Consider the following 6,575-nt stretch of genomic DNA (forward strand, 5'->3'; position numbering starts at 1 on the left):
GGGAGGGGGACTAGGGGGAAAGCTGAATTCTCAGGCTTTGACTGAGAAGCAACAGACGATTATTGCAGCGCGAGAACTAGATTATACAGCGGTTCCGCAGCAAGCACAGACTTGGGTAAACAAACATTTAGTGTATACTCACGGTTACGGGTTTACACTTAGTCCGGTGAATACTGTAGTTTCTGGCGGCTTACCCGATTATTACGTTAAGGATATTGGAGTTGATCGCGGTAAAGGTTCTTTGCAGATATCAAATGAAGCAATTCGGGCAAGTATTCCGATTGGTGAACCGCGAATTTATTATGGTGAAAATACTAACACTTATGTAATGACAGGGACAGCCAACCGAGAGTTGGATTATCCCAGCGGCAGCGAAAATGTGTATAACGTGTATGATGGACGCGGTGGAATAGCGATTGGTGCTAAATGGCGCCGGTTGTTATTTGCTGAGTATCTGAAAGATTGGCAAATGCTGCTGACACGAAATTTCCATGCAGAAACGAAGTTGTTGTTTCGGCGCAATATTTTAGAAAGGGTTAAAGCGATCGCTCCTTTTTTACGTTACGATAGCGATCCTTATTTAGTTGCAGCCGATGGGGGTGGAACTAATAGTATAGGGGAAAAGACTTATCTTTACTGGATTTTAGACGCTTACACTACAAGCGATCGCTATCCCTATTCTGACCCCGGAAAAAATAAATTTAACTACATCCGCAACTCTGTAAAAGTCGTCATTGATGCCTATAATGGCACTGTTAATTTTTACGTTGCCGATCCACAAGACCCAATTATCAACACTTTAGCGGCTATTTTTCCCAACCTGTTAAAACCTCTTTCTGTGATGCCAGATGCTCTCAAAAGCCATATCCGGTATCCGGTGGATTTGTTCAGCATTCAATCTGAACGCTTGTTGGCTTATCACATGACCGATCCACAGGTATTCTACAACCGCGAAGATTTGTGGCAGATACCCACCGAGATTTATGGAAACGAACCGCGTCCCGTGCAGCCCTATTATCTAATTATGAAGCTGCCAACCGCTACCACAGAAGAGTTTATTTTGCTGCTTCCTTTCACACCAACTCAACGGGCTAACTTAATCGCTTGGTTGGCTGCACGTTCCGATCAACAAGAATACGGTAAATTACTGCTTTATGAGTTTCCCAAACAGCAACTGATTTATGGACAGGAACAAATAGAAGCTTTGATTAATCAAGATCCGGTGATTTCTCAGCAGATTTCTTTGTGGAATCGCGCCGGTTCGCGAGCGATTCAGGGTAATTTGTTGGTAATTCCCATTGAGCAATCTCTTTTGTATGTTGAACCTCTGTATTTGGAAGCCGAACAAAATAGCCTGCCAACTTTAGTTAGGGTAATTGTGGTTTACCAAAACCGTATCGTCATGGCAGAAACTTTACAACAGGCAATAGATGCCGTTTTCCAGTCGAAGACTCCAAATACACCTGCCATCGTCCGTCCTGTGAAGTAATTCGTAAGCCAGAAGAGCGCTGATACCCTATCTCCTGACTCTTTTTTCCTCAACCATTAGAGGGATGAAAAATTGCCTTTTAGTTGATATTCTCGTAAAGAATACTTAATACATAAAAAATTACGGCTATGGCATCCCCAACACGATTGCAAGGCACAGAGCTAGTAGATTGTGCTAGAGCGAATGCCAAACAGGGAATTGAAACCGCTGCTTATCAATGTGGATATGGTGATGACCTCAACACGTTTGCGCGTGAATTACGGCAAGCTTGTGAGCAAATGAATTTGCAAGTCAAAGAACTCAATGAATTGATTACCGACCAAGACATGATATTACAAATTGGTACCGGCGAAGTCGTTGCGCCAGATACCGCATCAGAACTTTAATTATGGGCATTGATTTGAGTCCATTTGAGTAGAATGCACCCTATGAGCCTGGAAATTGATTTCCAGGCGGGCGATCGCTATTGCATTTTCCCCAACACCGATGTGATAATATCCGATGGCACTTCATCACTCACCGTCACCACCCCAAGCTGTGTTGGCAAAACAAACCTAACTTTACCGTCTTTGACTTTCTTATCTGTTTGCAACGCCTTAATTATCGCTTCAATATCCACCCCATCGGGTAATTTTGTTGGTAAACCAGCTTTGGCAATCAAAGCGTCTTGCCTTTGTGTATCTTCGCTTTGCCACATTCCTAGTTCTACAGCAATCTGCCCTGCTGCTACCATCCCAATGGCAACTGCCTCACCGTGATTTACTAAACTATAACCTGTTAAGCTTTCTACCGCGTGACCAATAGTATGACCATAATTAAGAATAGCCCGCAGTCCGGCTTCTCTTTCGTCTTTGCTGACTACATCAGCTTTTGCTTGACAAGAACGAGTTAAAATGCTGTCAATTAATTCTGGCTTGACGTAGCGATGTTGATTTAGGTTTTTACTTGCTTCCATCTCGGTAAACAATTCAGCATCCCAAATCACACCGTACTTGATTACTTCTGCCATTCCAGCGCGAAACTCTCGCATGGGAAGAGTTTTCAGCACTTCTGGATCGATTAAAACCAAACGCGGTTGATGAAATGCCCCAATCAAGTTTTTACCTTGGGGATGATTTACGCCAGTTTTACCACCGATCGCCGCATCTACCATTGCTAAAAGTGTAGTCGGCACTTGCACAACATTAATGCCTCTGAGCCATGTAGCAGCCGCGAAGCCTGTCATATCACCAACGACACCTCCCCCCAAAGCTACCATAGTTGAGGAGCGTTCTAGGCGGTTTTCTAGGGCGGTATCGTAGAGTTTTTGGATTGAGTTCAGGGTTTTGTAGCGTTCTCCTGGGGGGAGGGTGCAATTGGCAACTTCAAATCCAGCAGATGTCAAAGAAGCGATCGCTCTTTCGCCATAATGCTTAAAAATTGTCGGGTTAGAAACCAGCAATATTTTCTTGCCCAGATGCAAACTGCTCATTTGTTCGCCGAGATTATCTAGATTACCAGATGCGATCGCAATCTCATAAGACTGCTCTGGTAAATTTACGTTAATTACTGCCATTACTAAACCCTTCTGTGCCCTATTCTCTCGCATTCTACGCAGGTGGAGACAAGAACACAAGGGGGAAAAGTGATTAATAACTCTTGACTAATGCTTGAATAGATATTAGTCAAGTCTTATGGAGAAACGTAAATGTTTGCTTTGATATCTTATATTGGCTTTTTGGCTGTGTTCTTTGGTATAGCTGTTGGTCTGCTATTCGGTCTGCGTAGCGCGAAGATTATTTAATTAATGATTATCTCACGCAAAGGCGCAGAGGCGCAAAGGTTTTAAGAGCGTCTTTGCGTCTTGACGTGAGATTTAATTAATCACAGCTTCAGGTGCTAGTGCAGCCCGATTTTTCGGAGGACGCATTTCTAAACCGAGTAAATTGAGCATTTCTTGGTCGGCGTTGTATCCTGGGCAAGGAGTGGTAACGGTTAACATGTGACCGTCGTCGCTGGAAAAGATGGAATTTGCCCCTGCCATGAAGCATAAAGCTTGCTCAACTTGGGAAAGTCTGGCTCTACCTGCACTGAGGCGGACATCAGAAGCTGGCATTAAAATACGAGCAGTGGCAATCATTCGCACTACATCCCAAATGGGGACATCTGGTTGATTTTCTAATGGTGTTCCTGGAACTTGGGAGAGAATATTAATGGGTACGGACTCTGGATGTGGTTGTAGTGTTGCCAGAGTTTGCAACATGGAGATGCGATCGCCGACTGTTTCACCTAAACCAAGTATACCGCCAGAACATACAGTTACCTTTGTTGAGCGGACGTTATCGATTGTCGAGAGGCGATCGCCATAAGTCCTCGTTGTAATGATAGTATTGTAATATTCTGCTGAGGTATCCAAGTTATGGTTATAGGCATACAATCCCGCATCTTCTAAGCGCTTTGCCTGAGATTCGGTCAGCATCCCCAGAGTGCAGCACACCTCTAAACCTAATGCTGTCACCTCTTTTACCATTGACAACACTTCATCAAATTGTGAGTTATCGCGTACTTCTCGCCAAGCAGCACCCATACAAATACGACTAATACCGCTTTCTTTGGCTTTCTGGGCGATGCTAACTACAGTTTCTTTTTCTAAGAGTGCTTGTGGTTTCACCTCTGTTTTGTAGCGAGAAGACTGAGCGCAATAGCTGCAATCTTCTGGACAAGCTCCTGTTTTAATCGAAATTAGTTTGCAAACTTGAATTTTTGTTGAGTCATGATATTGACGATGCACGCTAGCAGCTTGATAAATGAGCTCTAGCAATGGCGTATTATATACTGTCCAAATTTCTTTATAGTCCCAATTGTAGCGTGTTCTACTCACCGACATCATTATCCTTATTGTAGAGTGGATTAATCGCCAGGGAATTGGGAAAAAGGTAATAATTCTTTCCCCAGTCCCAGTTCCTTTATTAACAAAATAGTAATAAATAGCACAATTGCCCTCAACAAGAACTATTATATAAACCCGTTGGGTATATTTAACGAGGTGTTGCTGATTGACACTGATGTTTTTGGCTGAAACTCGCTGCATCAACGTTTCTCTTGTGCTTTGATGCAACACCCTAGCACAAAAGTGCCCTGTGAGGGTACTGCAAAATCTCAACGGATGTGTTGAAAATAGAAAGTAGAAGATTTTCTGAACGGATAAACCACGAATACGCTGTTGGTATTGGTTTTTCTGCTTTTTTCACTCTTTGGAGTTTAAGTCACTTCTCATTACTTACTTTAAAAAAGGAGAACATTTTACATGGCTAAAAGCAATAAAAGATCGTTAGGGTTTGACTGTAAGCATCAAATTTATTCTCGATGCCCTATTTGTTGCATCGTCCCCCCACATATGCTAGAAAAGGTTGCTGTCAATGGCAATACTGAACAGCGTCAGTGGGCTTTTCATACATTAAATCTTTCCGCACAGCTTCGCGGACGTCGGGATGTGGTAGGTGGTATTACCTTCACACCTCAACCCGGTGAAAAGCGTCGCACCGTCTACGATGCCAAAAATGCCGAACGACTCCCAGGCAAGTTAGTACGCAGTGAAGGCGATCCTGCTAGCAGTGATGTGATGGTGAACGAAGCTTATGATGGTGCTGGGGCAACTTATGACTTATATCATGATATCTTCGATCGCAATTCTGTTGATGATAAGGGGCTGCGTTTAGACTCTACCGTGCATTTCGGGGTGAAGTATGATAACGCCTTTTGGAATGGCAGTCAGATGGTTTATGGTGATGGCGATGGACAATTGTTTCAACGCTTCACTAAATCAATCGATGTGATTGGACATGAGTTAACTCATGGTGTAACTCAGTATGAAGCTGGTCTAACATACTTTGGCGAATCTGGGGCACTCAATGAGTCGATGTCTGATGTCTTTGGTATCATGGTCAAACAGAAAGTAAATAATGAGACGGTAGATAAATCGAGTTGGATTATTGGAGAAGGACTATTTGCGCCAAATGTCAAGGGTGTAGGTATCCGCTCCATGAAAGCGCCAGGAACAGCATACGATGATACTGTGTTGGGTAAAGACCCACAACCGGCTAATTATAAAGACCTTTACAGGGGGATGCAAGATAATGCTGGAGTGCATATTAATTCAGGTATCCCCAACAATGCCTTTTACTTAGCGGCAATGGAAATTGGCGGTTATGCTTGGGAAAAAGCAGGGAAAATCTGGTATATAAGTTTACGCGATCGCCTGCGTTCTCAAGCCAATTTTAAACGCGCTGCTCAAATAACTATCCTAGTTGCTGGCGAACTTTACGGCAATGATGGCAAGGAACAGAAAGCTGTGCAGAATGCTTGGCAAAAGGTCGGAGTTCTTTAAAGTTAGGAGTTAGGAGTTTAAAGTTAGGAGTTAGGAGTTTGGAGTTAGGAGTTTAAAGTTAGGAGTTTAAAGTTAGGAGTTAGGAGTTTAAAGTTAGGAGTTAGGAGTTTAAAGTTAGGAGTTTGGAGTTAGGAGTTTGGAGTTAGGAGTTTGGAATTCATAATTCATAACTTCTAATTGTTTGCGTGTTGTCTTTTGTTGCTAAACTAGGAGATAATACTGTTTTACTCCTAGTTTTTGTATTTTTCCCATATACAACACGACGGAGACTAAAAAATGCGGATCTCCTTTGAACGCTCAGGTGGCTTTGCTGGAATAATCAAGACAACAAATGTTGACACAGCTACTCTGCCACCAAACGAATCTAATCAGGTTTTTCAACTAATTCAATCTGCGGGTTTCTTTGAATTACCCCAAACAATCACTTCAGATACACGATCTAGCGATCGCTTTCAATATACCTTGACTGTAGAAGATAACGGTAAGCAACATACCATCACCGTTGGTGAATCCGCACTTTCTGGCAACTTAAAATCCCTAATTGAATGGCTGAAAAACGCACCGACAAAGTGAGGGGGACAAGGGGGACTTTCTTGACAAGGGGGACAAGGAAGAATTTATCCGATTCCCATTCCCCATTCCCCATTCCCCACTCCCCATTCCCCATTCCCCATTCCCCACTCCCCACTCCCCATTCCCCATTCCCCATTCCCCACTCCC

Annotated in this window: 7 protein-coding genes; 5 read left to right on the forward strand and 2 right to left on the reverse strand. The window is 43.2% G+C overall.

All coding sequences use genetic code 11. The annotated features are described in order from the left end of the window. Window positions 1–1,489: UPF0182 family protein (locus tag OGM63_RS24510; protein WP_263748283.1), on the forward strand; the 1,489-nt coding region annotated here is incomplete at its 5' end. 128 nt (window positions 1,490–1,617) lie between these two features. Next, entirely contained in the window at window positions 1,618–1,875 is a 258-nt protein-coding gene (locus tag OGM63_RS24515) for a hypothetical protein (RefSeq protein ID WP_263748284.1), read from the forward strand. Window positions 1,876–1,952: 77 nt separating this feature from the next. On the opposite strand, the gene aroB is transcribed toward OGM63_RS24515, so the two are convergent. Next, window positions 1,953–3,044, reverse strand: coding sequence for a 3-dehydroquinate synthase (gene aroB, locus OGM63_RS24520; protein ID WP_263748285.1), 1,092 nt, complete (start codon window positions 3,042–3,044; stop codon window positions 1,953–1,955). A 132-nt stretch (window positions 3,045–3,176) separates the two neighbouring features. On the opposite strand from aroB, the gene petL reads away from it, so the two are divergent. Beyond that, window positions 3,177–3,272: a cytochrome b6-f complex subunit PetL gene (gene petL, locus OGM63_RS24525; RefSeq protein ID WP_263748286.1), complete on the forward strand. Its 96-nt coding sequence runs from the start codon at window positions 3,177–3,179 to the stop codon at window positions 3,270–3,272. A gap of 72 nt (window positions 3,273–3,344) precedes the next feature. On the opposite strand, the gene bioB is transcribed toward petL, so the two are convergent. Further along, window positions 3,345–4,559, reverse strand: a complete 1,215-nt coding sequence (gene bioB, locus OGM63_RS24530) for a biotin synthase BioB (protein WP_263748287.1) — start codon at window positions 4,557–4,559, stop codon at window positions 3,345–3,347. Window positions 4,560–4,865: 306 nt separating this feature from the next. Between bioB and OGM63_RS24535 the strand changes: the two genes are divergently transcribed. After that, a complete protein-coding gene (locus OGM63_RS24535) occupies window positions 4,866–5,855 on the forward strand; it encodes a M4 family metallopeptidase (RefSeq protein ID WP_263748288.1) in 990 nt (329 codons plus the stop codon). Between the two features lie 276 nt (window positions 5,856–6,131). After that, entirely contained in the window at window positions 6,132–6,428 is a 297-nt protein-coding gene (locus OGM63_RS24540; RefSeq protein WP_263748289.1) for a protealysin inhibitor emfourin, read from the forward strand. Window positions 6,429–6,575: the final 147 nt, after the last annotated feature.

Origin of the sequence: Plectonema radiosum NIES-515 (genome assembly GCF_025753815.1) — a bacterium.
Taxonomy (GTDB): domain Bacteria; phylum Cyanobacteriota; class Cyanobacteriia; order Cyanobacteriales; family Nostocaceae; genus Hassallia; species Hassallia radiosum_A.